Source organism: Cupriavidus sp. BIS7 (assembly GCF_000292345.1).
GTDB lineage: Bacteria > Pseudomonadota > Gammaproteobacteria > Burkholderiales > Burkholderiaceae > Cupriavidus.
The window spans coordinates 47,443-72,994 of record NZ_ALOU01000076.1 but is presented as its reverse complement, the minus strand read 5'-3'; the positions used below and the strand labels follow the sequence as shown (position 1 = coordinate 72,994).

25 protein-coding genes are annotated in these 25,552 nt (G+C 63.4%); 14 read left to right on the top strand and 11 right to left on the bottom strand.

Annotated features, from left to right (window positions below; genetic code table 11):
* The 3 genes from B552_RS27845 to B552_RS0123830 form a co-directional block, all read right to left on the bottom strand.
* The coding region (locus B552_RS27845; RefSeq protein ID WP_035880254.1) for a porin at window positions 1–236 on the bottom strand (236 nt) is incomplete at its 3' end.
* An 89-nt stretch (window positions 237–325) separates the two neighbouring features.
* A complete protein-coding gene (locus B552_RS0123835) occupies window positions 326–895 on the bottom strand; it encodes an alpha/beta hydrolase (RefSeq protein WP_019451575.1) in 570 nt (189 codons plus the stop codon).
* A gap of 25 nt (window positions 896–920) precedes the next feature.
* Complete coding sequence (locus tag B552_RS0123830) at window positions 921–2,264, bottom strand: MFS transporter (protein WP_019451574.1); 1,344 nt, start codon at window positions 2,262–2,264, stop codon at window positions 921–923.
* A 308-nt stretch (window positions 2,265–2,572) separates the two neighbouring features.
* Between B552_RS0123830 and B552_RS0123825 the strand changes: the two genes are divergently transcribed.
* Window positions 2,573–3,100 (top strand): cytochrome b, encoded by a 528-nt coding sequence (locus B552_RS0123825; protein ID WP_085958799.1) that lies wholly within the window; start codon window positions 2,573–2,575, stop codon window positions 3,098–3,100.
* On the opposite strand, the gene B552_RS0123820 is transcribed toward B552_RS0123825, so the two are convergent.
* From B552_RS0123820 to B552_RS0123800, 5 genes are all read right to left on the bottom strand, one after another.
* Window positions 3,080–4,594, bottom strand: a complete 1,515-nt coding sequence (locus tag B552_RS0123820; protein ID WP_019451572.1) for an efflux transporter outer membrane subunit — start codon at window positions 4,592–4,594, stop codon at window positions 3,080–3,082. The genes B552_RS0123825 and B552_RS0123820 overlap by 21 nt on opposite strands.
* A gap of 3 nt (window positions 4,595–4,597) precedes the next feature.
* Window positions 4,598–6,574: a glycosyltransferase gene (locus B552_RS0123815; RefSeq protein WP_019451571.1), complete on the bottom strand. Its 1,977-nt coding sequence runs from the start codon at window positions 6,572–6,574 to the stop codon at window positions 4,598–4,600.
* A 2-nt stretch (window positions 6,575–6,576) separates the two neighbouring features.
* Window positions 6,577–7,794 (bottom strand): hypothetical protein, encoded by a 1,218-nt coding sequence (locus B552_RS0123810; RefSeq protein WP_237718340.1) that lies wholly within the window; start codon window positions 7,792–7,794, stop codon window positions 6,577–6,579.
* Between the two features lie 186 nt (window positions 7,795–7,980).
* A complete protein-coding gene (locus B552_RS0123805; RefSeq protein ID WP_026035995.1) occupies window positions 7,981–9,312 on the bottom strand; it encodes a multidrug transporter in 1,332 nt (443 codons plus the stop codon).
* Window positions 9,313–10,006: 694 nt separating this feature from the next.
* Window positions 10,007–10,186 carry a hypothetical protein gene (locus B552_RS0123800; RefSeq protein WP_019451568.1) on the bottom strand — a complete coding sequence of 60 codons (180 nt, stop codon included), beginning with the start codon at window positions 10,184–10,186 and terminating at the stop codon, window positions 10,007–10,009.
* Window positions 10,187–10,658: 472 nt separating this feature from the next.
* Here B552_RS0123800 and B552_RS0123795 point away from each other — a divergent pair, with 472 nt between their 5' ends.
* Window positions 10,659–11,981, top strand: a complete 1,323-nt coding sequence (locus tag B552_RS0123795) for a DUF1214 domain-containing protein (RefSeq protein ID WP_019451567.1) — start codon at window positions 10,659–10,661, stop codon at window positions 11,979–11,981.
* 40 nt (window positions 11,982–12,021) lie between these two features.
* On the opposite strand, the gene B552_RS0123790 is transcribed toward B552_RS0123795, so the two are convergent.
* Together B552_RS0123790 and B552_RS0123785 are read right to left on the bottom strand one after the other, a co-directional pair.
* Window positions 12,022–13,368 carry a 2-hydroxycarboxylate transporter family protein gene (locus B552_RS0123790; protein ID WP_019451566.1) on the bottom strand — a complete coding sequence of 449 codons (1,347 nt, stop codon included), beginning with the start codon at window positions 13,366–13,368 and terminating at the stop codon, window positions 12,022–12,024.
* 402 nt (window positions 13,369–13,770) lie between these two features.
* Entirely contained in the window at window positions 13,771–14,124 is a 354-nt protein-coding gene (locus B552_RS0123785) for a hypothetical protein (RefSeq protein WP_019451565.1), read from the bottom strand.
* A gap of 424 nt (window positions 14,125–14,548) precedes the next feature.
* Between B552_RS0123785 and B552_RS0123780 the strand changes: the two genes are divergently transcribed.
* From B552_RS0123780 to B552_RS0123760, 6 genes are all read left to right on the top strand, one after another.
* Window positions 14,549–14,692, top strand: coding sequence for an entericidin A/B family lipoprotein (locus B552_RS0123780; RefSeq protein ID WP_019451564.1), 144 nt, complete (start codon window positions 14,549–14,551; stop codon window positions 14,690–14,692).
* 178 nt (window positions 14,693–14,870) lie between these two features.
* The gene (locus B552_RS0123775) at window positions 14,871–15,305 is read left to right on the top strand and encodes a nuclear transport factor 2 family protein (protein ID WP_019451563.1); all 435 of its coding nucleotides are present in this window, start codon (window positions 14,871–14,873) and stop codon (window positions 15,303–15,305) included.
* A gap of 120 nt (window positions 15,306–15,425) precedes the next feature.
* Complete coding sequence (locus B552_RS0123770; RefSeq protein WP_019451562.1) at window positions 15,426–15,812, top strand: SgcJ/EcaC family oxidoreductase; 387 nt, start codon at window positions 15,426–15,428, stop codon at window positions 15,810–15,812.
* Window positions 15,813–15,870: 58 nt separating this feature from the next.
* Window positions 15,871–16,116 carry a GDCCVxC domain-containing (seleno)protein gene (locus B552_RS29290; RefSeq protein ID WP_083860345.1) on the top strand — a complete coding sequence of 82 codons (246 nt, stop codon included), beginning with the start codon at window positions 15,871–15,873 and terminating at the stop codon, window positions 16,114–16,116.
* 62 nt (window positions 16,117–16,178) lie between these two features.
* Window positions 16,179–17,333: an AraC family transcriptional regulator gene (locus tag B552_RS0123765; protein ID WP_019451561.1), complete on the top strand. Its 1,155-nt coding sequence runs from the start codon at window positions 16,179–16,181 to the stop codon at window positions 17,331–17,333.
* Window positions 17,334–17,442: 109 nt separating this feature from the next.
* Window positions 17,443–18,477 (top strand): alpha/beta hydrolase, encoded by a 1,035-nt coding sequence (locus tag B552_RS0123760; RefSeq protein WP_019451560.1) that lies wholly within the window; start codon window positions 17,443–17,445, stop codon window positions 18,475–18,477.
* Between the two features lie 15 nt (window positions 18,478–18,492).
* Here the strand turns inward: B552_RS0123760 and B552_RS0123755 are convergent, their stop codons facing one another.
* Window positions 18,493–18,891, bottom strand: a complete 399-nt coding sequence (locus B552_RS0123755; protein WP_019451559.1) for a DUF1801 domain-containing protein — start codon at window positions 18,889–18,891, stop codon at window positions 18,493–18,495.
* A 392-nt stretch (window positions 18,892–19,283) separates the two neighbouring features.
* On the opposite strand from B552_RS0123755, the gene B552_RS0123750 reads away from it, so the two are divergent.
* The 6 genes from B552_RS0123750 to B552_RS0123725 all read left to right on the top strand — a co-directional run bounded on the left by B552_RS0123750 (window position 19,284) and on the right by B552_RS0123725 (window position 25,526).
* A complete protein-coding gene (locus tag B552_RS0123750) occupies window positions 19,284–20,666 on the top strand; it encodes a glutamate decarboxylase (protein ID WP_019451558.1) in 1,383 nt (460 codons plus the stop codon).
* A gap of 278 nt (window positions 20,667–20,944) precedes the next feature.
* The gene (locus B552_RS0123745; protein WP_026035994.1) at window positions 20,945–22,204 is read left to right on the top strand and encodes an ABC transporter substrate-binding protein; all 1,260 of its coding nucleotides are present in this window, start codon (window positions 20,945–20,947) and stop codon (window positions 22,202–22,204) included.
* A gap of 43 nt (window positions 22,205–22,247) precedes the next feature.
* Window positions 22,248–23,117 carry a branched-chain amino acid ABC transporter permease gene (locus B552_RS0123740; protein ID WP_019451556.1) on the top strand — a complete coding sequence of 290 codons (870 nt, stop codon included), beginning with the start codon at window positions 22,248–22,250 and terminating at the stop codon, window positions 23,115–23,117.
* Window positions 23,114–24,073 carry a branched-chain amino acid ABC transporter permease gene (locus tag B552_RS0123735; RefSeq protein WP_019451555.1) on the top strand — a complete coding sequence of 320 codons (960 nt, stop codon included), beginning with the start codon at window positions 23,114–23,116 and terminating at the stop codon, window positions 24,071–24,073. The genes B552_RS0123740 and B552_RS0123735 overlap by 4 nt, the downstream gene beginning before the upstream one ends.
* On the top strand, window positions 24,070–24,819 hold the full coding sequence (locus B552_RS0123730; RefSeq protein WP_019451554.1) for an ABC transporter ATP-binding protein: 750 nt from the start codon (window positions 24,070–24,072) through the stop codon (window positions 24,817–24,819). The genes B552_RS0123735 and B552_RS0123730 overlap by 4 nt, the downstream gene beginning before the upstream one ends.
* Entirely contained in the window at window positions 24,816–25,526 is a 711-nt protein-coding gene (locus B552_RS0123725) for an ABC transporter ATP-binding protein (RefSeq protein ID WP_019451553.1), read from the top strand. The genes B552_RS0123730 and B552_RS0123725 overlap by 4 nt, the downstream gene beginning before the upstream one ends.
* The last annotated feature ends 26 nt before the right edge of the window (window positions 25,527–25,552 follow it).

The following is a 25,552-nucleotide window of genomic DNA, read 5'->3' as shown; positions in this document are numbered from 1 at the left end:
CGCAGACCCCAACGCGAACCAGACAGGCCGCCGGAGTTCAGGCGGTAAGCGTTGTTGCCGGTACCCGGGTTAGCCAGGAAGGCAGCGCCCGCGTTCGTCGACGAAAACGGTGCTGCATGATTCACAAACTCCAGACCCGCGTCGATCACTCCGTAGAGCGTGACGGCCGATTGCGCGTAAGCGCCACCGGAACAGGCGAGCAATGCGGCGGCAACGGCCATGCCCTTGAGCTTCATGGGTAATTCTCCTCTCTTCTTTTGATTGCAATGCGGGTGGTCCCGTCCGAAATGGGTACTTCTGGAACTACAAAACCTCGGTGAAGCAGTCAGGCGTTGCGCAGCAGGCGCTCAACCAGCGTCATGGCGTACGGCCATTCGCCGTACCCGGCTGCAGGATTGAGGTGGCCGACTTCCCCAAGATCGGCCAGCTCGCTGCCCCAGTCGCGCGCCATTTGCTCAACGCGCTCGAATCGGGCCAGCGGGTCATTGCGGCTGGCACCGACGATGGTTGGGAACGGCAGGCGGCTGCGCGGAATCGGCAGCCAGCCGTGTTCTTCGATCGCGGCCTGGGTGGGATAGCCGGCGGGCATCGGGTTTTCGAGGTCGGCCGGTGCCGCCAGCAGCGCGCCGCGAATCTTGCGGTGGTGTTGTTGGGCCCAGTGAACGGTGATCATCACGCCGGCGCTGTGAGCAACCAGCACCACTGGACCGTCGATGGCGGCCAGCGCTTCGTCCAGTGCTGCAACGCGGGCGTCGCGGCTCAGCTTGTCGTGTTCGAGCGGGGTGACCGATCGGGAATTGGGGATTTGTGCCTGAAGCAGGGTCTGCCAATGTTCCGGAACGTGGTCACGCAAACCGGGAACGAACAGTACGGTGGTGTCTGCGAGAAAATCCATCGAGTAATGCGGTAGTGGTGGTGAATCAGGACTTGTCGGCAGCATTGCGCATGCGTTCAAGGCGTTGCAGATCGGCGCTGTAGCTGCGGCGGCCAATGACGAAGAACACGGCTGCAAGCAGGCCGATCAGCGGCAGGAACTGAAGCGCGCCGTTCAGGCCGATGCGGTCGGCGAGCAGGCCCGTAAAGAAGGGGCCGGGTGCAAGCCCAAGCAGGTTATTGACCAGGGTCAGCGTGGCGAAGGCCGTGCCGTGGATGGCGGGAGCGGTCAGGTTGGCCACTGCGGCGCTGGCCGGGCCAGCGGTACCGCCAGCCAGCAGCATGCCGGCACCGATCAGCACGAGCTGTGCCTTACCGGGCGGCAGCTGGAATGCAGCGCCCAGCAGCACGCAGCAGAGCACGCTGTACGCAATGGCCACGATCCACTTGCGGGCGGGCACATGGCGTGCAAGCCAGTCCGTGAACGCACCGCACACGATCATGCCGGTGCCGCCGATCAGCACGAAACCTGCGGCGGTCAGGCTCGCATGCTCGGTCGTCATGCCGTAGTAGCGGCCGAAGTAGCTGGGCAGCCAGGCGAGCATCGCACCCATCACGAACAGCTGCAGGGCGCTGCCGACATAGGCGCAGAGAATCGAACGGGCCGAGAACAGTGCGGACAGCAGCGGGCGCAGTGCAAGCTTGCCTTGCGTGGCCGTAGTGCTGGCGGCTACGTCTTCACCCAGTTCACGGCGGCGGGCCAGGAGCTTCTTTTCGGTGATCAGCAGGCGGTACAGGGCAACCAGGGCCAGGCCGAAGATCGCCATCCCGGCGAATGCGGCACGCCACCCGAAGTGCGTTGCGATCACACCGCCAAGCGCCATGCCGAGCACGGAGCCGAAGGGGCCGCCGGCGATGAACGCAGCACTCAGGCTTGCGCGCACATGACGCGGGAATACCGACATGACCACGGCGATACCCACGCTGCCATAGGCTGCCTCGCCAATGCCCACGCAGAGGCGGGCAATGAACATTTCGCCATACGAATTGGCCAGCGCACAACCAAGCGTGGCTACACTCCACAGCGCCGCCATCAGCGTCAGGCTTCGCACGCGGCCCCAGCGGTCCGCCAGGATCGACAGCGGGAATGTCAGCACGCCGACCATCAGCGCAACAACACCGCCCAGCGCACCAAGCTGTGCATCGCTAAGCGCCCACTCGAGTTTGAGCATGGGGAACAGCGCATTCAGCACCTGGCGGGACATGTAGTCCGAAATCAGCAGGCCAAAGCTCAGTCCAAAAACCACCCACGGGTAGTAGCGTGACAGCCTGACCGTCTTGGCGGGCTCTGCGGCTGCCATGGGTGCGAGGGTGGAACGGTATCCGTGCATTTCTACGTCTCCTGTAAGACCCGTTGTCACCATCTGACGCATTCGGGTCGTCGGGCGAAGTATCTAGGATTGGCGGTCCGCAGTTTGACCATTCGGGACAACTCTTTTGCATCTTGGGACAGTCGGGGAAAACGAGAGGGTGGGTCGTGGCGCCCCCGGAATTGGGCAAACGCCGGCCCTGGTAGTTGATTTGTCACAAGCTGTACGTGACTTTGAAGGTTGCTTCCGGATGTGCGGGACGCGCACAATGCCCGCTGCTGGATTCAACGTTGACGAGAATGCATAAAACATCCCCACACGGCCTTTCCATACCCCTGGATCCCAAATACTCGTTCGCGATGCGCGCGTTGCACTGGCTGGTATTCCTGGGCGCCGCCATCGCGGTTGTGGCGGTCGAATTGACGGATTTCTTCCCGAAAGGCAGCGCCACACGATCGGCGTTGATGAACCTCCACAAGTCGGCTGGATTGTCAGTGCTGGCGCTGATGGTGCTGCGCCTGCTGGCGCGCGTCAGCCAGCCGGTGCCGGCGCCGCCTCCGGGCGGCTCCAGGCTGATGGAGCGCGCGGCTGGCGCCACGCACCTTTTGCTTTACGTGCTGATGCTGGGTATGCCGGTGCTGGGCGTGCTGGCATCGGCGTGGCGCGGCAGGGCGGTGCCGTTCTTTGGGCTTGAGTGGACGCTGCCAATCGCCCAGAACAAGGCGCTTTCCGATCTGGCAATGGACTTGCATAGAACGGGTGCCACGTTCGTGTACATTTTCGTCGGCCTGCATGCGGCCGCGGCGTTGTGGCACCAGTTCGTGCTGAAGGACCGGCTACTGCGGCGGATGCTGTGAGTCGTTGGCCTGGGCTGCCACGGTCTCGCGGGTCCAGCCGCCGCCCAGCGCCTTGTAGAGCCCGGCGCGGCTGGTGAGCCGGGCCAGTTCGATCGTCACCATCTTCTTCTGCGCTTCATAGAGTTGACGCTGCGAGTCGAACACCGCGAAATAGTCGTCCACACCGTTCTTGAAGCGGATCTCCGCTAGCCGCTTGGTCTCGGAAACTTCCTTGGTAAGCTGCTCCTGCGCGGCCGTTTCACGATCGTACGTGCCGCGGGCGGCCAGACCGTCCGCGACCTCACGGAACGCACCCTGGATCGTTTTCTCGTAGGCGGCCACGTTGATGTCCTTCTGTACCGTGGCCACGTCCAGCCGCGCCTGATTGGCCCCGGCGTTGAAGATTGGCAGCGTGATCTGCGGTGCGAATACCCACGCCATGCCGCTTGAGAACAGCGTGGCCAGCGCGCCACTGGCCACGCCAATGCCGGCCGTCAGCGAAATCTGCGGGAAGAACGCGGCACGTGCCGCGCCAATGTTGGCATTGGCAGCCTTGAGCTGGTGCTCGGCGGCCATGATGTCCGGGCGCTGTTCCATCAGTGCCGATGGCAGCCCCGCAGGCAGTTCAGCCACGTATGACCCGCCACGGAATGGTTGCGGCGGCGGCAGGTCTGCCGGCAGTGGGCCGCCAATCAGCAGCGTAAGCGCGTTCTCGTCCTGTGCCACCTGGCGCGTGAACTGCTCCACGTCCACCTGCGCGGTCTGTACCTGCGTCTGTCCGCGATGCATGTCGATCTCGGCCATGCCGCCAGCACGCTTGCTGCGGCTGATCATCTCCGCGGCGTCCTGTTGCAGCTTGAGCGTGTCCTGCGAAAGCTTCAGCAGTTCCTGGTCGGCCTGCCAGGTCAGATAGGCACTGGCGACTTCCGCAATCAGGCTGATCTGCGCGCTGCGCCTGACCTCGGTGATCGCCAGGTACTGTTCGAGCGCCTCATGCTTGAGGCTGCGCACGCGGCCGAACACGTCGAGCTCGAACGTATTGAAACCCACCCCCGCAGACCACGCATTGATGACCTGATCCTGCCCCGGTGCGCGCAGGTCGCTGCTCACCCGCGTACTGGAAAGGCCGCCGGTGGCGTTGATGGCTGGAAACTGCGCTGCGCGCTGGATGCGGTACTGCGCGCGTGCCTGGTCAATCGAAAGCGTGGCGATGCGCAAGTCCCGGTTGTTTTCCAGCGACAGCTCGATCAGCCTGCGCAGGCGCGGATCGGTAAAGAAATCCTGCCAGCCCAAGTTCGCGGCCGGTGCTTGCGAGACGGGTGCCTGCGATGGCGTTTGCGCGCCGCCGGTCTTGCCGGTCTCATAGGCCGGGCCGGTTGGGTATGCCTGCGGCACCGGCGATTCCGGCCGTTGATAGGTGGGTTCCAGCGAGCAGGCAGCCAGCGCCAGCGGCAATACCAGGGCGGTGGTCCAGCGTGGCGAGCGGTTCAGGGGCGTGAGTCGTGTTTTCTTCATGGATCATCCGGTAAATGCTCGGCGAAGCAATTGCGCGATCGCCACGGCCGGCCGGCCGCGATCGGCGATGTTGTGGGCCGGTTCGCTGAACAGCAGGCGGATCAGCCGATGGCGCGCGGCCATGTCGGGGTGCAGTTCGATGCCGATCAGGTGGCCGTTCGTGCGGGCGATGCGGCAGGTCACCCAGCCAAGGTCAGCCAGCCACACGGCGCCGGTTCCGCCGGGCTCGACCATGACGGCATCGTTGCTGATCATGGCGATGCCGTTGCAGGACATGTCACGCGTGACGCCATCGATCTCGCGCGCCATGCCATCGGCGCCATAGATGCACAGGCGCGCGCGCTCACGGTGCGGAAAGCGTTCTTCCTTGCGTGGGCGCGGCAGTTCGAAGCAAACCAGCAGCGAGGCCAGGTACAGGATCATCGAAATCACGGTCCAGCCGATGTTGAAAACCGTACCCCCGGCCGTGCCGTCAGCCGCCACCGCGCGGGCCAGCCCCAGCGCACACAGCGCGAACAACGCGCCATAGAACGCCGCGAACTTGCCGTGTATGACGAGCTTCGATCGGTCCAGCCCCTTGTTGGTGACCTTGAATGGCCGCCCAAACGGCTTGAACACGGCGCTGACCAGCGTGGCAGAAACCGCCATCGACGCTACGATCTGCGTGACCTCGGTGAAGATCGGCATCGCCCGCGAATCGGTGATCCAGATGCTGTAGGCCCAGTAGAGCAGCAGCGCGGGCACGCCGAACGCGAGGAACTCCATTGGATCGCCATACAGCGTGGGCACATTGAGGTACCAGTACAGCAACGGCCCGGCCAGCAGCATCAGCGTGAACGGGCGGCTGAGCCAGTGCAGCAGGCCATGCACATAATGAAGGCGCTGGCGCAGCGTGTAGCCGCGTCCGCGCAGCGGCCCGTCCGCGGTCAGTGCCACCTGGATCGTGCCCAGGCCCCAGCGGCTGCGCTGGCTGATGTATTCGGGCAGCCCCTCGGCAGACAACCCCACGCTCAGGCGTTCGTTGAGCCAGCGCGTGACGTAGCCATGCGGCATCAGCTTGTACGTCAGGTGGATGTCCTCGGTCACGGTGCCGATCGGGAATCCGCCGATGCAGCCCAGGGCATCGCGCCGGACCACGAACGACGTGCCGATGCAGAACGCGGTGCCCCAGGCATCCTTGGCTGGCTGCATGACATCGAAGAACGCGCGTTGCTCGTCCACCCAGCACTCGGTGGAGCGCAGGTTGTACTGGATCGGGTCGGCGTTGTAATAGAACTGCGGCGTCTGCACCACGCCGACTTTCGGGTCGTCGAACAGGCCGACGATGCGCAGCAGGATGTTGCGATTGGGCGCAAAGTCCGCATCGAGCACCATGATGAACGGCGCGCCCCCGTCTATCTCCGCACTGTGCCGCAGCCCGTTATTGAGATTGCCGGCCTTGGCGTGCGCGTTGTCCGGCCGCGTGACATAGTTCGCGCCAACCTCCCCGCAGAAGTCGCGAAGCCAGTCGCGCCGCGTATCGTCTAACACCCAGACGCGGAAATTTGGGTAGTCGATGGCCAGCGCAGCAACGATGGTCTTCTCCAGTACATCGAGGCCTTCGTTGTAGGTGGCGATGAAGATGTCCACCGCCGGGGCCTCGCGGCCCTGCCGCAAGGCCGCTTCGCCGGCATTCGCAGCGGCGCTGTGGTCAGACGTGCGTGTCAGCGTGACGATCGAGATCAGCGTGTACGCAATCGTCAGGCTTTCGAAGCCGAAGAACGCGTGAGACCAGATGCTCGGGAACTCCATGCGCCATTCGGGCAGCGTGTCGTTGAATCGCCAGACGTAGTAGACCATCAGCATCACCGCGGCGGCGGCGCCGAACAGCCAGCGGTCAATCGGGCGGCGCCGGTCGCCACGCAGGCAGAGCAGGGCGACCAGGAATGCGCCGGCGTTGATCTGCATGAGCATGCGGCCATCAAGAAATTCAGCGAACATCGTCACTCCTTGGGCAGGGTCTCGGGAGAATTGGTGGAAGCTGTCGTGGATGAACAGCTCGCGCGGCATCCGCCCGGCTGGAACGGATTCCATCCCGTGGCGGCCAGCACGGCCCACGCCGTGGCGCCGAGGTGGGGCAGGTGGTAGTAATAAAAGTCCTCGGTTTTCGAATCGGGGCCGATGGAAAGCCCCGTGCGGATACGTTGCTCCGGCGTGGCAAAGAGCAGCCCGTCAGGCGCGCGCTGCGACATCAGCAGCGGCCAGAGCGGCGTGGCATCGCGCGCATGATTGGTGGCGGTCAGCACCAGCGCTGCCTGTCCGGTGCCCTCTGTCCACACGCCATCGGGGTTGGCATTGAAGCCATAGCCGCCCTTGATGCCATGCCGCGTGCGTACCCAGTCCAGCGATCGCTGCCATGTGACGGCGGCGTCGGGAATGGCGATCAGCGGCCACAGCGATGCATCGAGCGCCGATGGCGCACCGTTCAATGTTTGGCCGTCATCGCGCGTGCCGATGGCAAAGCGGCCTTCACGCGGCTGCCACATGCTTTCGACGAAATGGCGGGACCGATCTGCTCCCGTGCTCCAGCGCGGGTCCTTGCTGTAAAGCGCCAGCCAGCGAAACGCCGCATAGGTGTCCACGTTGTGTTCGGTGGACTTCCAGCCCTGACGCTGCGGCACAGGTTCATGCCCGAAATAGCCGCCGATAAACGCCGCCGGACTGTTGCCGTCGAACGTTTCCTTGTCGACCCATCCCATCAGGCTCTTGGCGGCATCGAGATACGCTGGCGTACGCGTGGCCTCGTAAGTGGCCAGCAGAAACAGGGCGGCCCACGCCACGTTGCCGGTGGCGGTGCCCACCTGATAGCGGTCTTCGAACCAGCGCTTGCTGTTGTCGTCCCACCAGCCTGGCAGCGGAACCGGTCCGCTCGGGACGGCTCCGGCACGATAGGCGTTGCGCACGCGGCCGTCATGGTAGTGGCGGTCGCGGGTCACGCCCGCTACCAGGCCATCGGCAATGCGGCGTGCCGCGTCGCGCTGGCCACAGGCGATCAGCGCAATGCCGGCCAGCGCGTTGTCATAGACGAAGGCCGATTGCTGGAGCGGCCCAGGCAATGGCTCGCCGCCGGGCGCGGGTTCGTAGCTGGCCAGGAAAATGGGGCCGGAACCCGGTATGGCAGCTACGCGATGCGCCAGCGTCTGACAACCTGACTCGCGCAATTGATCGCGAGCATCGCCAGACGCTGGCGCCGATGCGGCAAGGGTGGGCCACACGGCGATTGCGCACACGATGAACCAGCTGGCCAGCCGGATGCCCCCGGCCGTGAATCCCTTTCCTGATAAGTGACGCTGCACGGTTGTCTCCTTCCTGCGGGCGTTGAATGCATGATCTCGTTGCCTGCCTGTTCAAATCAGGCGACGAAACCACGGACGATCAATACTGACCTTCGCCCAGTGGCCGAGCGCGCAGCGGTCGGTACTGGCGACGCCATGACCGGGCAGGTCGGGCAGCGGCTTGCGCAGCCTGACGATCAGGTAGATCTCGTTCTTCTCGATAGGAGGGAAGGGGACGAAGTAGCGTGCCTGGTCGCCGTCCGGTGCGCGCGGCATGATCTCCGCGACCGTACCGGCCTGTGGCGTCGGAACGCCATCGATCAGCACCGTTACCGTCGCGCCGGGCAGCAGGTCCTTGCTGAGGCTGCGCGGGAAGACGGCAACAACGTTGGGTTCGCTGCAATTGGTGGTGCGCATCAACGTGGCGCCAGCGGCCACGCGTGTGCCCGGCGGCGCCAGCACGTCTTCGACGACGCCGTTGTTGTATGCCTTGATATCGAGATTCGAAATACGATCGAGGCGCTGCTGTTCCGATGCAATGAGCTTGTCGACTTCCGTGCCGTACTCTTCAAGCTGCTGGATCTCGGCCTGCACCTGCCCGATGTCTGCCTTCAGCTCGTCCTGCCGTTGCGTCAGCGCACCCACCGCGCCGTCGGCGCTTGAACTGAACACCTTGCTGTGCGCGGCCTCGCTGCTGTTGCGCGCGCTATCGAGTTCCGCCTGGATCGCATCGCGCGAACCGGAAAGCACCGTTAGCTGGTTGCGCGACGCATCGGTGTAGGCCTGGCTGACCGCACCGGCCCATTGCATGGCCTGATTGCGGTTGACCACATCCTGTTGCTGGTCGATCTGCTGCTTGGCCACCGAGAGCCGGGCCTCGATACCGCGTATTCGTGCCGCGTGCTCGCGCTCGGCAGATGCCTGATAGCGCTTGAAATCGTCATTGGTGGACCCCAGCCGCGTCTGATCGCTTGCAAGCTTGGCCTTTGCCGCTTCAAGCCGCTTCTGGTTGTCGAGCTGCTTGCCGGTCAATTCGACCAGCAGCGCGCGATCCATGTTTGGATTCTGCAACGCCATCAACGGCTGGCCCGCCTTGAAACTGCTGCCGACCGTGACGATCTGCTTTGTCACCACGCCTTCCACGGGCGTGGTCACGAGTGTGACGGGGCTATTGACGATGGCTCTCTCGGACGAACGCGAGAAGACATACGGAAACATCACGGACAGGATCACCCAGATGATGAAGGCAACCATGCCGTAGCTGGCCAGGCGCGGCATTATCTGCCATAGCGGCCGCAGGCTCAGCGAGCCGCCGCGCCGCTGCACCAGCGAGTCGTGATGCGGCGGCTGAGACGGTTTCAACCGCGCAGGTACCGAGGGTTTCTGGTCAACTTTCCTGTCCATACCGTCTCCAGGATAAAACGTGGGCCACCCGCGAAGCGCATGGGCGTTTCGCGGCCTTCAGCAGTCAGCACCTTTCCGCCGCGCGAGCGAAAGCCGCCCGCGCAGTCGCGCAGTGCATCGTCCCCCAAATTTTTTATCAGCCGTTGCCCCGGGCCGTCACAACGCCGCCGCGGCAGGCTTGTGGATCCTCGCGAGAGGTCCGAAGAGTTGGTCGCGTCTTGCCTGATTGATCTTTGGCGCGAACCGGTAAAGCGGGGCGCGAACGCCCATGAAGCTCCCGACACAACATCACATCATTGATGCGATGCAGCGCAGGAGCGATTCAAAGTTAGTCAAGTTGGGCCGAACGTGCTGTAAGAATGTGTAAGGCCTGCATTTCACGTCGCTTACAACGGTGAAGTGTGCGGGCCTGGCATTGCGCTTGCACAGGGGCGTTTGAGAAGGGCAGGCAGGGCGTACTTACGGCCTGGTGCCGCGCCCGTTTTCAAGCATTTGCCTGCCTGGATCGACGCAGGAATACAACGGCCTGATGCCGGGATGCGGCGGCGTTGCAGAGGCCCGGATGGACGAATTGACGCGACGGATGCGGGGCGCGATCCGGCGGGTGGTTCTCTGGTGTTTCAGTTGAAGCGTTGAGGCGAGTCGTTGCCCACGGGGTACCCCCGGGAAGCACGAGAAACTCACGGGGCGATTGTCATGACGCCGAGCATTTCGACTCAGGCCAGCCATGTTGCTGCATGTATTTGCAGTGCTCGTTTCGATAACGCGCGTTGTCGGCACGGTCAACCAGGTACGCGGCGGCAAGAATGGAAAGCAGCACCGCGACAAGGGCGGTCGTCGGAATACGATCGTAGATGGCGCGGATGAGTTTCATGGTCAGGCTCTCAAAAGGCGGCTGTCTTGGCTGGAAACAAAGGCAACTTTTGTGACCGGCGCCGGCTCTGAGCGTGGCCGGCTTGGAAACTGAAATGCTGTCGACGAACAATACCAAGCTTCGTCAGTATTCGGGAGTAGCAATTCGGCTTTTTCAGCGCCGGGTTTTTACCATGACGCTTTCACGCTTGACACATGCCCGTGCGGCAGCGGCCGAGGCTTGCTCGGACTTATGGGCCTCATGGAGCACAAATCTGTGCGCGCCGAAAATTCACGCAGAAGACGCGGGAGGGTCCACACGATCGCTCGCCTGGTCCACGGAAATTGAGGCTGCTTCACGGAGCCGACGGCCGCACGTCCATTGGCCGAGGCGTAACGTGTTCTGCAACACAGATTGACCGGGCCGTGGGATTGCGAGCCTAGGCGACCTCGCGCAATCTAAGCGCTTTAATCGCCGTGCTCCGGAGCCGCGCATGCGTTATTTCTCCACGTTGCCAGCCGTCATCTTGGTTACCGCACTCGCGGCTTGCGCCCATAAGCCCGAATCCGCCCCCGCGCCCGACACCAAGGCTGACCAGGACGTGGCCGATGCCTATGTCTACCTGCTCGGCAGGCTGCTGGTGCTGCGCCAGGAGCAGATCGACTTCCAGAAGGAGGGCTTCCGGTGGAACGAGATGCTTCACCGGGACATCGGTGGCACGGCATGGGGCAATCCCAACCTTGACGTGGCATACAGCGAGGCATGGATTGCCGTGGACGAACGTACCTGCGTGGTGTTCAGCGTGCCACGAACCAAGGGTCGCTACTACACGGTGCAGTTCCTCAATGGCTGGGGCGAGACGGTAGCCAACATCAATGAGCGCACCTATCCCAAGCGGCAGGCAGGTCGCTTCGGCGTTTGCCTGAAGGGGGCTGACGTGCAACTGGCGCCGGATATCACGCGGATCAACTTGCCGGCCAGGACGGCCCGCGTAATCGCTCGCGTGGAGCTTGGCAAGGACAAGAGGCAAGCGGCGTTGCTACAGCATCAGTTCCAGATCCGCATCACGGGAGTACCGCGAATCGACCCTGTGCCGGTGACCCCGCCCTTCGACAATTCGAGATTGCCCGGGGTCGAGGCATTCGATTCTGCCGCAGTGGCACTGGATTCCGAGCCCGACATCAATCCCGGAATGATGCCGCTGCAGGCGCGCGTGCGGCAGATTGCTGCGGACGTGGCAGCCAGCCCGGCGCAACGCAAACGCGTTGACAGGCTGATCCGCGAAAAAGCCATTCCACAGTTGGTGACCGAGGGGGGCACGACCAGGAACGGGTGGACCCGGCCAGCGATCATCGGCCAGTATGGCAATGATTACAAGGCGCGCACGCGGGCCAACCTGGCTGGCAATTGGGCCAACGTAGTCCAGGAGGTCGCGTACTTTGACAGCGACGCCGATAGGGATGGCAACAAGCTCAACGCCGCCAACACATATACGATGACGTTTCCCAAGGGCGAGATTCCGAGCGAGCACGTGCGCTATTTCTGGGCGCTCGGCGCCGTTGACTCAGTCGATTCCTGTGTAATGGGGAACCCGGCGAAGCGTTACCTGCTCAATAACCAATCGAAGCTGCAGTACGGCGGCGATGGCTCGCTCACGCTGTACTTTGCGCCTGAGAGGCCAGCCGGGGCCCCTGACGGCAACTGGCTGCCGACCGCTGGCCAGCAGGACTACAAGCTGACCTTCCGCGCGTATGGCCCGGATCCGTCCGTGGCATCCGGCAACTGGTATCCGCCGCCAGTGGTGCCCGGCAAGTAGCGGCGGCGGGGCACCCATGACGACCGGAGTCTGCATGCCCCTACTGCATGCGGGCCAGCACGAGCAGCACCACAGTGACGGTCACGGCGCCGCCGATGCGGGTCGCGATCTGCGCGAACGGCATTAGCGTCATGCGGTTGGCCGCGGTCAGGATTGCCACGTCTCCGGTCCCGCCCTGGCCGCTGTGGCAGGCGGTCACGATGGCGGTGTCGATCGGGTACATCTTCATCCAGGTGCCAACCAACGCGCCGATCGCCATCAGCGTTGCCACGGTGGCGACGATGGTGATGATCGTCGGCAGGTTGAAGGCGGCGATCAGTTTGTCCCAGGGTGTCAACGACACCCCGATGGCGAACAGCAGCGGATAGGTGACGGCCGTCGAGAAGAATTTGTAGACCACGAATGCACCTTCCTGCAGCGGCGGCGACACGGCCTGTGTCAGCTTGAGCAGTACCGCGATGAAGAGCATGGCCACCGGAGCCGGCAGACCGAACAGGCGGTGGCACATGATGCCGACCACATAGAGCGTCAGCGCCGTGACACCTGCCGCGGCGATGTGGTCCACGTCGACATGCCCGGTGATTTCCTTCTGGTTCACGTCCAGCTCGTCATGTTCGCCGGGCTGTAACCGGCCCTCGCCGGTATAGGCGGGGTAGCGCTTGCCGACGTAGTTCAACGTGCCGGCCAGGATGATCGCGGTCAGACTGCCAAGCATCACCGGCGGCAGCACCGTGGCAAACAGGATGCCCTGGTCCAGGTGAAGGATCTCGCTGTACCCGATGGAGAGCGGAATCGCCCCCTCGCCGACGCCGCCAGCCATGATCGGCACGACGATATAGAAGAACGTGTGCGAGGCACCGAGGCCGAGTGCGGTGCCGACCAGCGTGCCGACCACGCCCGCCGCGACGGAGCCTGCGGCCAGTGGCACGAAGATCTTCAGGAAGCCCTTGATCAGCACATGGCGGTCCATGCCCAGAATGCTGCCGACTATGATGCAGGCGATAAACAGGTAGAGAAAGTTCGTTGCCTTGGTGAAGTCCGCCGTGACCTTGACCACCTGCTCAGGCAAAAGCTTGTAGTACACCAGCGCGGACGGCACGAACGTGGCGAAGATGGCCGCGGCGCCGATGGCGCGGATCAGCGGGATGCGCTTGCCAATCTCGGCCAGCGTGAAGCCACAGAACGCAAACAGGACGATCACCAGCGAGATCTCGTTGGCGAGCTTGTGAATGGAGACCAGCACCGCCAGCAGCACGGCGGACAGGATATAGACCGGCAGCGGGAAGATGCCGATGCGGATTTCCATCAGCCTCCACCAGCCATGAGGCCAGAAGCCTTCCTTCCGTGGTGCTTCCTTGGATTGCGTGGCGAGCGGTTCGGCTTCCATGGCGGCGTCCTGTGATGGGGGCGAGGGGGCGAGGAGCCGGCGCAGCGTGGACAAGCTGTTTCGGCCGCCTGTTGGAGTCGCCAGCGTCCGGCTCGTTGTCCATCTTGGTAGCCAATGTAGTCAAAGTCAAACCACCTGCCGGTCGCAAATTCAGTCGTCCTTCAGTCGTCCGCGTCGTCACGGAGTCGCAGCTTTTCCGGACTACAAGAGGCGGGGTTAGAAAAAATGGCCAACATCCGTTCACTACATAATCTGTCTTATGTTAAATCACGCATTACCGGAGGCCGGCGGACCTGGTGTGTTTCCTCCAACGTAAAGTTGCCAGAAATTGCTTCCAAGGACGATTTGCCAAGTCCGGGCAACGAAGCTGCCCGGACAAATTGCACCTTTGCTGCGCCTTGCTCAGGACCGGCATTCCCCGCTGTCGCGCGCATCGCTGCGCGCACCGTCGCTGAAGCCATCGCGCGAACTGATGCGGCCGCCATCGGTGTAAGGATCAGGTTTGCGCATGCCGTCCCGGTACGGATCGAAGCTACGGACTGCGCACACGGACCGGCCCTGCTGCGCGACCACGGGTAGCATGCTGGCCTCGGTGGCCGGCCGGTGGGCGCCATCGGTAAAGGCGTCGCGCTGGCCGCTGTGTCCCGGCGCGGCAACGGCCAGTGCATCAGCATATGCACTGGCGTGGGCGGTTTGACTGAGCCCCGCGGCAAGTGCGGCAGCGGCGAGCAGGGTCTTGGCAAGAGTCTTATGCATTGCTATCTCCAACAGAGGGCGTCGGTGTTGCCGCGACGGCCCTCCTCGTGCAGGCGATCAGCTACGGAACAGCACGGCCCGCACGGGATCGCCTCCGCCGTGCAAGCCATTGCCAGGCGCGCATGTCGCAAGCGTGTTGCGTCAGGCGTGCCCGTTGTTTGGAATTACGAGGAACAGGTTGACCCGAGCCATGGTTGCCTCCTGTCCGGCTGGTATGCAGGAGTTTTAGCAACTTCGGCGTTTCGGAAGCGTTAGGTGCGCCGTTACATGGGGAAATTCGCCTTCCGCCGCGCTGTCCGCTGACACCCTTGTAGGACGATTGCCGACTGCTCGTACGATTTCTTGCTTGCTACGCTCAACTCACCAGTCCGGGCCGTTCCAGTCGCGATGCGCGCCCGCGTCGACAGGAAGCAAGGAGATCGTCATGAGAAAGCTGTTCGCACTGCTCACCCTCGCCGGGATGCTGGTGATTGCTGGCTGCAACACCATTTCGGGCGCCGGCAAGGACATCGAACGTGGTGGCGAAAAGGTTCAAGGCGCCGCGGAAAGTACGAAGGAGAAGATGTAGCGCGCTGGCAGATCCTTGCTGAAGGAGACCGCCGACGTCAGACGCTCCGTACGATGTTGCCGCCAGATAGCAGCGCCCGCCTATAGGTTGACTTGTGTTTCCCGTCATCACATGGTCTACTATGCAACCAGTTGCATAGTAGACAGCCAGGAACGGCACAATGACAAGGAGACACGATATGCAAACAGCGGGACTTTCCCCGGCGGCGGCACAGACGTTGGCAACCTGGCATGACCTTCTGGCGCGCAATGCCATGGAGGAACTCGATCCGCTGCTGTCCGACCGCATCGTATTCCGCTCCCCGGTCGCGCACACGCCGTATCCGGGCCGCGCGGCAATCAAGCTGGTGTTGAAGACTGTCAACACGGTGTTCCAGAACTTCACCTACCACCGATCGTTCGCGACGGCGGACGGCCTTGGCGTGGTGCTTGAGTTCAGCGCGGAAGTCGACGGCAAGGCGCTCAAGGGCATCGACATGCTGCGGTTCGACCAAGCGGGAAAGATCGAGGAATTCGAGGTGATGGTCCGCCCGATGTCGGGCCTGCAGGCGCTTGGTGCGGCGATGGGCGCAAAGCTGGAGAGCCAGAAGCACGTGCTGGCAGGCCAGGCCTGAGGAGTCGGTGGCATCCAGCGGCACCCCTGCCGACCGCGCGTGGGCCCATGTGGCCGCGCAATCTTCAGGCATGGGTGCGCTTGCTACAATCGCCGGCATGCCGCAGGCTGGGAGAGCATGATGAGCGACGATGAACGCGCAATTCGCGAGCTTGTTGATACCTGGATGTCCGCCAGCAAGTCCGGAGACACGGCGAAGGTGCTGAGCCTGATGGCCGATGACGCGGTCTTCATGGTGCCGGGCCAGGAACCGTTCGGCAAAGCGGCCTTTGCCACGGCGTCGGCTGCGCAACAAGGCATGCGTATAGAAGGCAAGGCCGATATTGTCGAGTTGCAAGTGCTTGGAGAGTGGGCCTTCATGCGCAACCACATCGAGATCGCCGTGACGCCGCCTGGCGCCACGCAGCCCATCCGACGCGCCGGCTATACGCTCACGCTGCTGCGCAAGAACACGGACGGCCAGTGGCAGCTTGCACGGGATGCGAATCTCGTCTCTGCAACGTCATAGCGCGCCTTGCATGGCGCGGTATGATGGCCCCCACGCTGTTCGAGACACCATGCCCGCCATGCCCCCTGTCATCCCGCAGTCGATACTGACCTGCCCGCTTTGTGGCCATGTGGCCGAGGAGACAATGCCGCTGGACGCGTGCCAGTGGTTCTACGAGTGCAAGGGCTGCCGCCAACTGCTCACGCCAAAGCCGGGAGACTGCTGTGTCTTCTGCTCCTATGGGTCGGTACCCTGTCCGCCGATTCAGGCACGTGGGCAGGACGGCTGTTGTGGTAGCAAGGCCCGTCAGGGTGCCGATCAGTAGCATTCACCCGCTCCCCCACATGATCTGCCTCACATGATCCAGAGCGGATTTGCGGAGCGTCGATGACGTCGCCCTTCCCTCCCATTCTTTTGCTGGACGCCCTGCTGCGCGGCATGCTGCTGGCCCTGCTGGCGCTGATAGCGTGGGTGCTTGGGCGCGACCGCCGCGGCCTGCCGGCCGTGCGCGCAGGAATGGCGCTGGCTGCCGGCCTGGCGGTGCAGATTGCGAGCACGATGCCATGGTTCGAGCAAGCCGCGCCACGGATGCTTCAGGCGCCGGCGGTAGCCATTTCCGTGGGCAACGCTGTCCTGTTCTGGATCTTCGTCAAGGCACTGTTCGACGACGGCTTTGGCTTCAGGCCGATGCACGCGTTGGCCTGGATCGTTGCCGCCGGGCTCGGCGGGCTGAACTGCATAGTGTTTGCGCACGGCGGCACCGCAATCGCCCCGTACACGATGGGCCTGCAACGCGCGATTCCGCTGGTGTTCGCCGTATTGACGGTGCAGGCGGCAGCCGCTGGCTGGGGTGGCGATCTGGTCGAAGGCCGCCGCCGCCTGCGTGGCTTCATCGTGATCGGCGGCATCGCCTATACGCTGTGGCAGTTGGCCGCGCGGCTCGCTTCTCGCGGCGGCCACCTGTCGGACACCGGCGCCACGCTCGATGCGGCGATGCTGCTGTGCGTGATCGCGCCGGTGGCGTTTTCAATGCTGCGGCTGGCGCGGACAGAGCTGTTCGCGCCAGCGCGTCTGCAACCCTCTCAGCCCTCTCGGCCCCAACCGCCCTTGCCGGCCGGCCCGGCTTCGATTCCCTCTTCTTCCGAAACCGCGCTGGCTGACGCGGTTCAGGCGCCGGCAGCGGACGATGCCGAGTTGGCGCTTGTGGACGCCTTGCTGAAGCTGATGTCCGACGAACGCGCATACCGGCGGGAGAACCTTTCCGTCGCAAGCCTGGCTAGCCAGCTTGCCGTGCCGGAGTACCGGCTGCGGCGCGTGATCAACCAGCGGCTCGGCCATCGCAATTTCAACGCGTTCGTTAACGGATTCCGGGTGGAAGAGGCGCGCGCGGTGCTCGGCGATCCAGCAAGCCGCACGCTCCCGGTATTGACGATTGCACTGGAGACCGGCTTCCAGTCGATCGGCCCGTTCAACCGTGCGTTCAAGGCCGCCACGGGCTTCACACCAACCGAATATCGCCGCTTCAAGCTGGCCGATTCCTGAAATCGGCTAGCCGGCAGCCATCGCCTTCCAATTTCGGCGAGACAAGCACCCCACCGCCACCGATGCTTCCGACATTGGGAGATCGTCTCCCGTCACGAAGGAGGGTTCGATGGCAACGTTTCGTTGGGTTGGTTTGGCGCTGGCTGCGGCGCTGATGCTGCTGTGCGGTGTCGCGCGCGCGTCTATGGGCTTGAGCGAGTTGCCAGCCACGGCCGAGGATGGGCCGGTTACCGTCTACTACCCCTCAAGCGACGCGAGCCAGCCTGTGCCGCGCGGACGATTCGTGCTGGACGTTGCACCGGATGGCCGTGTGGTGCCTGGCAACGGCAGGCTGGTCGTCATCTCGCACGGATCGGGCGGCTCGCCATGGGTCCATGCCGACCTGGCGCGTGACCTCGTGGAAGCCGGCTTTATCGTTGCCATGCCGCAGCACCGGGCCGACAATTATCGCGACGGCAGTGACCCCGGCCCCGACAGCTGGACCATCCGGCCCGCCGAGGTATCGCGCGCCATCGATGCCATGGGGCGCGACCCGCGATTTGCGCCGTTGCTTCACCTGGACAAGGTAGGCGTGTTCGGCATGTCCGCAGGCGGCCACACGGTGCTGAGTCTGGCAGGCGGCCGCTGGTCGCCGGCGCGCTTCATGCGGCATTGCGAGCAGCATATTACCGAGGATTTCCAGTCTTGCGTCGGCACGATCACGAGCCTGACGGGAGGCCCGCTGGACGGGCTCAAGAAATGGCTGGCGCTGCAGGTAATCCGTCACCGGTTCGATGACGACACGCAGCGCGTGGCAGCGGATCCACGCATCGCTGCCGCAGTGGCCGGTGTGCCCGCTGCCGCTGACTTCGACATGAGTTCGCTGGCCACGCCGACCGTGCCGCTTGGTCTTGTCACAGCCGAACAGGACCGCTGGCTGACCCCGCGCTTCCACGCAGACCTTGTGCTTGCGGCCTGCAAGACCTGCGTGCGCATTGCGGACTTGCCCACTGGCGGACATGGCGCGCTGCTGTCACCACACCCGCCAGGACTGAATGGGTTGCTGGGCGACCTGCTGAACGACCCTCCCGGCTTCGATCGTGCAGAGGTTCCCGAAGTCAACCGGAAGATCGCCGCATTCTTCGAGCGATACCTGGAGCCATGAGCGCGTGGTGGCCTACTATTTCCTGACCTTGGACAGGTTCAGGGCAACGGCGGCGCGAATCAGCGATTTCAATGCGGCTTCGTTGATCGCTTCGCCTTCGTGAAAATCGATTGCCCGTCTTGTATTCCCATCAAGACTGGAATTGAACAGGCGCGAAGGGTCATCCAGTGACGCACCTTTTGCGAATGTCATTTTCACGACGTTCTTATAGGTCTCGCCGGTGCAGATTATTCCGCCATGCGACCACACCGGAACGCCTCTCCATTTCCATTCCTCCACGACTTCCGGGTCCGCTTGCTTTACCAGGTCCCGGAGCCGGCCCAGCATTTCGCCACGCCAGTCGGCCAGTTCCCGGATTCTCCCGTCGATCAGCGCAGAGGGTGATTCGCCTTTCGGCAACTCATTCGTCTTCATGCCAGATTCTCCTCAGGAATACCCACGGATTTCACTGCAGATTTGGACGCATCAGATTGCCGAATGGAATAACCGGATACGAAAGATATTCGGCAGCGGACAGTGTCGGCGAGTATAGCTTTCCCATCGCCGGTTGCGCTTTCATTTCGCATCACTTTTTTGTGTGCATATTGGCCCAAAGCACAATAAACCGTAGAGGGACTCCCTCCTATACTCGTTGGAAGCCGCGCGGCCCGAGGTGCATCGACCCGAGCCACGGCCCTGCAGCCAGCGCCTGCCCGTCCCTCCCGCGCTTTCAGCATCGGATCGATCTCCCTCCTATCGGTGCCACCGCGCCACGGTTGGATGTCTTGCCGCTGGTTCTCGCCATGTCAACATTACAAGGGGTATCCATGAGCGACATGCAAGAGCAAAAGGTCACACCGTACGACCAGTTCAATTACGAGGTGCCTGAAGATGTCTTCCCGCGCGAAGGCATATCGGCCAACGCAGCAGCAGCGATCGTAATCAGTGATGAATGGACCGACACCAACCCAATGCTCAATATGTCGTCCTTCGTCACCACCTTTGCAGAACCTGAGGCAAAGGAAGTGGCCGCGCGCAATATCTTCAAGAACTATATCGACCATGACATGTATCCACGGCTGTTTGCCATGGAAGGCCGCATGGTGCGCTGGCTCCACGAACTGTGGAACGGCCCGAAGGATGTCGAGCCGTATGGCACGTGCACGGTAGGTTCGTCCGAGGCATGCATGCTGGGGGGGCTGGCGCACAAGTGGAACTGGCGCCAGCGTCGGCAGGCCGAAGGCAAGGACGCCACGCGGCCCAATATGGTGACGGGCGGCAACGTGCAGATCGTGTGGAAGAAGTTCCTGCGGTACTTCGACGTGGAGCCGCGCATCGTGCCGCTCAAGCCGGGCAACTACTGCCTGACCGCCGAGGACCTGGACAAGTATGTCGACGAGAACACGATCTGCGTCGTGGCCATTGCAGGCCAGACCTTCACCGGCGAGGATGACGACATCCAGGGCATCCATGACTGGCTGGACGCGTACGAGAAGCGCACCGGTATCTCGATCCCCATGCATATCGATGGCGCCTCCGGCGGCTTCGTCAATCCGTTCCTCTACCCCGACTACAAGTGGGACTTCCGCCTGCCGCGCGTGCAGTCGATCAACGCCTCGGGCCACAAGTACGGTCTGACGCCCCCGGGGCTCGGCTGGGTGGTGTTCCGCGAGCGGAAGATCTTCAACGAGGAACTGGTGTTCTATGTGAACTACCTCGGCGGTGAAATGCCCACGGCCACGTTGAACTTCAGCCGCAATGCGTTCCAGGTGGCGGTGCAGTACTACCAGTTCCTGCGGCTAGGGTTCGATGGGTACAAGCGCATCATGCAACACACGCTGGATAACGCGATCTTCCTGCGCCAGAAACTGGTGGACAGCGGGTACTTCGAAATCATGAACACCACGCAGCGCATCCCGGTGGTGGCCGTGACGCTCAACAAGAAATTCAAGAATTTCAACGAGTTCGACGTCTCCAACAAGGTTCGCGAAAAAGGCTGGGTGCTCTCCGCATATACGATGCCTCCCAATGCCGAGTCGGTCACCAGCCTGCGCGTGGTGGTACGGCCGCACGTCAATCACAACGTGGCAAACCTGCTGGCCAACGACATCATCAGTGCGTGCAAATTCCTGGAGGAAAACGGCGGCAATGCCAAGCCGCCGGCACTGCACAAGCACGCCGAGGCGCAGTCCACACCGGTGAAGTGCTGACGGCGCAAGCCGGGGCCTGAACCGCAGCCCAGGCCGGCCGGGTGGCGCATGTCGCCTCCGGCCGGCTTTTTCGTTCATGCACGGTAAAGCATCGTTCTGAGCGCTTTACCACGCTTCTACCGCCACCGCACCTTGCGTTTCCTTGTGCCCCACAATCGACACGCCTAAGCTTGTGTAGCCGAAGGCTTATCCGCCTGTGCCGGCACCGGACGGGCATGTCCCGCATCCGGCACACCCGGCACCTTGGGCGGTTCCACCTGCAGATCGGAGGGGGCACCGTGACAACCTCGCATCGCATTCAACCGGGCCGGCGTACGCTGCTCAAGGGCGCCGCCGCCGTCACCGCATTGCAGCTCGCGCCGCCGTTCATCATCAGCGCACGGGGCGAATCGCCGCTGCGGATCGGCATGGTCGATCCGCTGACGGGCGCCTATGCCGCCGTCGCACAGAATGAAGTCACCGGGGCCCGGCTCGCAGTCCAGCAGATCAATGCCAAGGGGGGCATACTCGGCCGGCCAATCGAGCTGCTGGTGGAGGATTCCGCGAACGATGTCGGGACCGGCGTGCAGAAGGCGCGCAAGCTGATTGAGCGGGACCAGGTCACCTTCCTGATCGGCGATGTGAATTCGGGCATCGCGCAGGCCATCTCCCAGGTCAGCAACGAGAAGAAGGTGCTCCATATCGTCTCGGGCGGCCACACCGATACGATCACCGGCAGCGACTGCAAGTGGAACGTCTTCCGCGTCTGCAACACCACCACGATGGAGGCCAACGCGGTAGCCGGCCTGCTGTTCAGCAAGTACGGCAAGAAATGGCACTTCATTACACCGGACTATGCGTTTGGCCACACGCTGCAGAAGGCCGCGCTCGCGGATCTGCAGAAACTGGGCGGCACGATGACCGGCAATGAGCTGGCCCCGCTGGGCACCACCGATTTCTCCGCCTACCTGATCAAGGCGCGCGCGGCGAAGCCGGACGTGCTGCTGGTGTTGTCGCAGGGCTCGGACATGGTCAACTGCCTCAAGCAGATCGCGCAGTTCGGCATCAACAAGCAGATTCACGTTGCCGGGCTTCAGCAGGAACTCGAATCAGTTGAGGCGATGCCGCCAGAGGCGCGCGTCGGTGCCTGGATGTTCGAGTGGTACTGGAAGCAGCCTGGCGTTGCCGGTGTCGACAAGTTCGTCGCCGACATCCGCAAGGTGAACGGCGGCAAGGTGCCCACCGCACGCCACTGGTTCGGCTATACGTCGGTGCATACGCTGGCTGCCATCGCCAACCGTGAAAAGAGTCTGGACGCGAAGAAGCTGGCCGAGGCGCTCGGCGGCTTCGAACTGCCCGACGATATCCGGCTGCAGCCTTACAAGTCCTACTATCGCAAGGGAGACCACCAGTTGATGACGACGGCCTTCGTGGGCGAGGTGATCTCCACCCCGAAGGGCGACCCCGAGGACCTGTTCCGCGTGGACAGCCTGGTGCCCGGCGACAAGACCGCGCCGCCGGAGAACGCCACGGGCTGCACGCTGAAATGGCCGGCCTGAAGTCCGGGACATTGCCCCGGACAACGCCCCGTGACCTGCGGCGATGACGCAGCTTCTCCTGTTCAACATTACCAACGGCCTGATCATCGGCGCGTTCTACGTGCTGATGGCGCTCGGCCTCTCGCTGATTCTCAACCTTAGCAACGTCATCAACTTCGCGCATGGCGGATTCCTGGTCATTGGCGGGTATATCGCCTACACGATCACGCCCTATGTCGGATTCTGGGGCGCATTGCTGATTGCCCCGCCGCTGACCGCGCTGATTGGCCTGATTCTGGAACGCACGCTGATCCGCCGCGTCTACGGACGCGACCCGCTGTACAGCCTGCTGCTGACGTTCGGCCTGGCGTTTGTCTTCGAGGACGGCACGCGCTACATCTGGGGCGCGCAGGGCAAGCCGGTCACGATTCCGGAGGTACTTGCGCAGCCGCTGAGCAACGATCTTTTCTTCATCACGGGCTATCGGCTGTTCATGGTCGGCACCGTGGCGGTAACAGTCACCCTGCTCTTCGTGCTGCTGCGCTATACGCGCCTTGGCATTCGCATACGGGCTGGCACGCTTGACCTTGAAACGGTGTCGGCGCTTGGCATCAACGTGGGCAGGCTGCGCACGCTGAACTTCGCCGTGGGGATATTCCTGGCCGGCCTGAGCGGCGTGCTTGCCGCGGGCCAGCTTGGCCTGGAGCCGACCATGGGCACCGGCCTGCTGATGCCGAGTTTCATCGCCATCATCGTAGGAGGTGTCGGCAGCCTGACGGGCACACTGCTGGGCGGATTGCTGATCGGTGTCGCGTCCGGCATCACCGCCGTATTCCTGCCGGCTGCCAGCGAGGCCGTCATGTACGTGCTGATGGCCGTGGTACTGCTCTTGCGCCCACGTGGCCTGCTGGGCGAGGAAGGCATGCTGACATGAGCAACCATGCGCTGCCACGCGGATGGGCCGGCGCCCTTGCAATCTGGGTGGCGCTGCTGCTTGCGCCCTACTGGATGCCGCCGCTGGGCGGCTATACCGCGCTGGGCACGCGCGTGCTCGTACTCGGACTGGCTGCCATGTCGGTCAACTTCCTGCTGGGTTTCACCGGCGTGCTTTCGTTCGGCCACGCGGCCTACTTCGGGCTGGGCGCCTATGGCGCGGGCTTCGCGTTGAAGTTCCTGGCCGCGAGCACACCGCTTGCGCTGCTGTGCGGCACGTTGCTCGGCGGCATTGCCGGTGCCTTGCTCGGTGCGCTGATTGCGCGGCGCCGTGGTGTCTACTTCGCCATGGTCACGATTGCCTTCGGGCAGGTGTTCTACTACATCGCATTCCAGTGGAGTTCCGTGACCGGCGGCGACGATGGCCTGCGCGGATTTTCGCGCCAGCCGCTGCATCTGGGCGTGGCCACAATCGATATCCTGTCCGACGCGAACGCGTTCTATTACTTCGTCCTGCTGTGCCTTGCGCTGGCGGCCGGGCTGATGGCCTTTATCCTGCGCTCGCCATTCGGCCGCACGATGATCGCCATCCGCGAGAACGAGCGCCGCGCGCGCTTTCTTGGCATTCCGGTGGACCGGCATATCTGGATCGCATTTACGCTGTCCTGCTTCTTCATGGGTTTCGCCGGGGCACTCTACGCGTTGCTGAACAACTTTGCCGATCCGCGCGGCCTGCACTACAGCCAGTCCGGCGATTTCGTGATGATGGCGGTCATGGGCGGCATGCGCAATTTCTGGGGGCCGCTGCTCGGGGCCGCAGTGTTCGTCGTGCTGCAGGACTACCTGTCGAGCATCACCATCAACTGGATGTCGTTCGTCGGCATGCTGTTCGTGGCGATCGTGCTGTTCTTCCCGCGCGGGCTGCTCGGCTTTATCCGCAACCGGGGCGAGTCATGAGCCTGCTGGAAGTCAGGAACGTGAGCAAGCGTTTCGGCAGCCTGGCCGCGGTGCGCGAGGTTTCGCTGGCCGTGGAGCCGGGCGAGCTGCGCGCGATCATCGGGCCGAACGGCGCCGGCAAGACCACGTTCTTCAATCTCATCAGCGGCATGTTCGCGCCAACGGCGGGATCGATCCTGTTCGAAGGCCGCGACATCACGGGGCTGCCCGCATACCGGCGCGTCGCAGCGGGCATTGCACGCACGTTCCAGATCACGGAGATCTTTCCGGAACTCACGGTGTTTGAAAACGTGCGCATCAGCACGGAAGTCATGGAGGGCTATCGCCTGCGCCCGTGGCTCAGCCGCGCGGAAAGGGCCACCATTCGCAAGCTTGCCGAGCAGACGCTGGAACTGACCGCGCTGGACGCGCGCGCGGGCCGGCTGGTCGGCGAACTTTCGCACGGCGAGCAGCGCTCGGTCGAAATTGCGATGGCGCTGGCGCTGCGGCCGCGCCTGCTGTTGCTCGATGAACCCACTGCCGGAATGGGCGACCAGGAGACCGATGAGGTCATGCAGTTGATCGCCCGTCTGCATCGCGAAGGCAGTTTTGCGATCGTACTGATCGAGCACGACATGCGCGTGGTGTTCCACCTTGCCGATCGCATCACCGTGCTTGACCAGGGCAGGCTGCTGGCCGAAGGCAACGCCGAAGCGATTGCCGCCAACGAGGCCGTGCAGGCCGCCTATCTCGGCAGCGCCGCATGACTAACGCCCTCAGCGCCAATGGCCTGCAAACCTACTATGGCAAGAGCCATATCCTGCACGGTGTCAGCCTTGACGTGGCCGAAGGCCGCATTACGGCATTGCTGGGGCGCAATGGCGCCGGCAAGACCACCACGCTGCGCACGCTGATGGGCCTGACACAGGCGCGGCAGGGACAGGTGACGATCTTTGGCGCAGAGACCACGCGATGGCCGGCCTATCGCATTGCATCGCTCGGCGTTGGCTATGTGCCCGAGGGGCGCCGCATCTTCGCCAACCTGAGCGTCGAGGAAAACCTGAAGGTGCCGCTGGAGCGCGGCGGACCCTGGACGATTGCCCGCATCTACGAACTGTTTCCGCGTCTGGCCGAACGCAAGGCCAGCCGCGGGCGCCAGCTTTCCGGCGGCGAGCAGGAGATGCTGTCGATCGGTCGCGCGCTGCTGCTCAACCCCCGCCTGCTGATTCTCGATGAGCCGTCGCAGGGGCTGGCGCCGCTGATCGTCCGGGAGGTATTCCGCGTGGTGTCGAAGATGCGCGACGAAGGCATCTCGGTACTGCTGGTGGAGCAGAACGCGCGCATGAGCCTTGAAATTGCCGATGACGCGTACGTGCTGGACGACGGCGCCATCGTCTACTCAGGCAGCTCCCACGAACTTGCCGCCGACGAGGACCGCGTCCGACAGCTCACTGGCGCCAGCGCGGGAGCGTGATGGGAGCCTGAGCGGTTCCTGCGCGC

Excerpts from the sequence above, each read along its gene's own strand:
- B552_RS0123775 (WP_019451563.1), top strand. The coding sequence starts at position 14,871 with ATGCAAACAGCGGGACTTTCCCCGGCGGCGGCACAGACGTTGGCAACC.
- B552_RS0123800 (WP_019451568.1), bottom strand. The coding sequence starts at position 10,186 with ATGAAACTCATCCGCGCCATCTACGATCGTATTCCGACGACCGCCCTT.
- B552_RS0123735 (WP_019451555.1), top strand. The coding sequence starts at position 23,114 with ATGAGCAACCATGCGCTGCCACGCGGATGGGCCGGCGCCCTTGCAATC.
- B552_RS0123730 (WP_019451554.1), top strand. The coding sequence starts at position 24,070 with ATGAGCCTGCTGGAAGTCAGGAACGTGAGCAAGCGTTTCGGCAGCCTG.
- B552_RS0123770 (WP_019451562.1), top strand. The coding sequence starts at position 15,426 with ATGAGCGACGATGAACGCGCAATTCGCGAGCTTGTTGATACCTGGATG.
- B552_RS0123805 (WP_026035995.1), bottom strand. The coding sequence starts at position 9,312 with ATGGACAGGAAAGTTGACCAGAAACCCTCGGTACCTGCGCGGTTGAAA.
- B552_RS0123820 (WP_019451572.1), bottom strand. The coding sequence starts at position 4,594 with ATGAAGAAAACACGACTCACGCCCCTGAACCGCTCGCCACGCTGGACC.
- B552_RS0123780 (WP_019451564.1), top strand. The coding sequence starts at position 14,549 with ATGAGAAAGCTGTTCGCACTGCTCACCCTCGCCGGGATGCTGGTGATT.
- B552_RS0123830 (WP_019451574.1), bottom strand. The coding sequence starts at position 2,264 with ATGCACGGATACCGTTCCACCCTCGCACCCATGGCAGCCGCAGAGCCC.
- B552_RS0123835 (WP_019451575.1), bottom strand. The coding sequence starts at position 895 with ATGGATTTTCTCGCAGACACCACCGTACTGTTCGTTCCCGGTTTGCGT.
- B552_RS0123795 (WP_019451567.1), top strand. The coding sequence starts at position 10,659 with ATGCGTTATTTCTCCACGTTGCCAGCCGTCATCTTGGTTACCGCACTC.
- B552_RS0123750 (WP_019451558.1), top strand. The coding sequence starts at position 19,284 with ATGAGCGACATGCAAGAGCAAAAGGTCACACCGTACGACCAGTTCAAT.
- B552_RS29290 (WP_083860345.1), top strand. The coding sequence starts at position 15,871 with ATGCCCCCTGTCATCCCGCAGTCGATACTGACCTGCCCGCTTTGTGGC.
- B552_RS0123785 (WP_019451565.1), bottom strand. The coding sequence starts at position 14,124 with ATGCATAAGACTCTTGCCAAGACCCTGCTCGCCGCTGCCGCACTTGCC.
- B552_RS0123815 (WP_019451571.1), bottom strand. The coding sequence starts at position 6,574 with ATGTTCGCTGAATTTCTTGATGGCCGCATGCTCATGCAGATCAACGCC.
- B552_RS0123790 (WP_019451566.1), bottom strand. The coding sequence starts at position 13,368 with ATGGAAGCCGAACCGCTCGCCACGCAATCCAAGGAAGCACCACGGAAG.
- B552_RS0123755 (WP_019451559.1), bottom strand. The coding sequence starts at position 18,891 with ATGAAGACGAATGAGTTGCCGAAAGGCGAATCACCCTCTGCGCTGATC.
- B552_RS0123740 (WP_019451556.1), top strand. The coding sequence starts at position 22,248 with ATGACGCAGCTTCTCCTGTTCAACATTACCAACGGCCTGATCATCGGC.
- B552_RS0123765 (WP_019451561.1), top strand. The coding sequence starts at position 16,179 with ATGACGTCGCCCTTCCCTCCCATTCTTTTGCTGGACGCCCTGCTGCGC.
- B552_RS0123725 (WP_019451553.1), top strand. The coding sequence starts at position 24,816 with ATGACTAACGCCCTCAGCGCCAATGGCCTGCAAACCTACTATGGCAAG.
- B552_RS0123760 (WP_019451560.1), top strand. The coding sequence starts at position 17,443 with ATGGCAACGTTTCGTTGGGTTGGTTTGGCGCTGGCTGCGGCGCTGATG.